We start from the raw sequence: 1,890 nt of genomic DNA on the forward strand, positions 1-1,890 counted from the left end.
GTAGGTATGACGTAGGTATGACGCGGGCATGGCAAAGGGGCGGCCCCGCCGTTGGGACCGCCCCTTTTTATCCTTTTTGCGTGAAATGCAGGCGATGGGCCTCAGAAGTCGAGGTCGCCGCCGCCGCCGGGCACGGCCGGGGCCGGGTTCTTCTCCGGCTTGTCGGCGATGACGGCCTCGGTGGTGAGGAACAGCCCGGCGATCGACGCGGCGTTCTGCAGCGCCGAACGGGTGACCTTGGCCGGGTCGATGATGCCGGTGCCGATCAGGTCGACGTACTCGCCGGTGGCCGCGTTCAGGCCATGGCCGGCGGGCAGGTGGCGGACCTTGTCGACCACGACGCCGCCCTCAAGGCCGCTGTTGTAGGCGATCTGCTTGATCGGCGCCTCCAGGGCGAGGCGGACGATGTTCGCCCCGGTGGCCTCGTCACCAGAGAGGTCGAGCTTCTCGAAGGCGGTGACCGACGCCTGGAGCAGCGCGACGCCACCACCGGCGACGATGCCCTCCTCGACCGCGGCCTTCGCGTTCGAGACGGCGTCCTCGATGCGGTGCTTCTTCTCCTTGAGCTCGACCTCGGTGGCGGCACCGACCTTGATGACCGCGACACCGCCGGCGAGCTTGGCCAGCCGCTCCTGCAGCTTCTCGCGGTCGTAGTCGGAGTCCGACTTCTCGATCTCGGCGCGGATCTGGTTGACCCGGCCGGCGATCTGGTCGGGGTCGCCGGCGCCCTCGACGATCGTGGTCTCGTCCTTGGTGACGACGAACTTGCGGGCCTTGCCGAGCAGGTCGACCGTGGTGCTCTCCAGCTTCAGGCCGACGTCCTCGGAGATGACCTGGCCACCGGTGAGGATGGCGATGTCACCGAGCAGGGCCTTGCGGCGGTCGCCGAAGCCGGGGGCCTTCACCGCGACGCTCTTGAAGGTGCCACGGATCTTGTTGACGACCAGGGTGGCCAGGGCCTCGCCCTCGACGTCCTCGGCGATGATCGCCAGCGGCTTGCCGGCCTGCATGACCTTCTCCAGCAGCGGGAGCAGGTCCTTGACCGCCGAGATCTTGCTGTTGACGATGAGGATGTACGGGTCGTCGAGGACGGCTTCCTGGCGGTCGGCGTCGGTGACGAAGTACGGCGAGATGTAGCCCTTGTCGAAGCGCATACCCTCGGTGAGCTCGAGCTCGAGGCCGAAGGTGTTGCTCTCCTCGACGGTGACGACGCCTTCCTTGCCGACCTTGTCCAGTGCCTCGGCGATGAGCGCGCCGATCGCGGGGTCGCCCGCGGAGATGGACGCCGTGGAGGCGATCTGCTCCTTGGTCTCGACCTCCTTGGCCTGCTTGGAGAGCTCCTCGGAGACGCGCTCGACCGCGACCTCGATGCCCTTCTTCAGGCCCAGCGGGTTGGCGCCGGCCGCCACGTTGCGCAGACCCTCGCGGACCAGTGCCTGGGCGAGGATCGTCGCGGTGGTGGTGCCGTCACCGGCGACGTCGTTGGTCTTCTTCGCTACTTCCTTGACGAGCTCCGCACCGATCTTCTCGTACGGGTCCTCGAGCTCGATCTCCTTGGCGATGCTCACACCGTCGTTGGTGATCGTGGGGACGCCCCACTTCTTCTCCAGAACGACGTTGCGGCCCTTCGGGCCGAGTGTGACCTTCACGGCGTCGGCCAACTGGTTCATGCCGCGCTCCAGGCCGCGCCGTGCCTCCTCATCGAAGGCAATGATCTTCGGCATGGTGTCGTGGTCCTCCCAGGGGAATGGCTGTTCAATGGCCTGGCCAAGACGACGCCCGCGACGGACGGCCTGGTGGCCTCGTCGCTCAGCCCTGGCACTCGAAGCGGGTGAGTGCCAGCTCCTGTTTAGCACTCGAGGTGGGTGAGTGCAAGCTCGCCCCCCGTTG

1 protein-coding gene is annotated in these 1,890 nt (G+C 67.2%); it reads right to left on the reverse strand.

The window, feature by feature from the left end; genetic code table 11:
• Positions 1–101 precede the first annotated feature (101 nt).
• Entirely contained in the window at positions 102–1,724 is a 1,623-nt protein-coding gene (gene groL / locus AC5LUJ_RS16330) for a chaperonin GroEL (protein ID WP_250285413.1), read from the reverse strand.
• Between the last annotated feature and the right edge of the window lie 166 nt (positions 1,725–1,890).

It is taken from the genome of Protofrankia sp. CiP1_Cm_nod3 (assembly GCF_982290655.1).

Excerpts from the sequence above, each read along its gene's own strand:
- groL (WP_250285413.1), bottom strand. The coding sequence starts at position 1,724 with ATGCCGAAGATCATTGCCTTCGATGAGGAGGCACGGCGCGGCCTGGAG.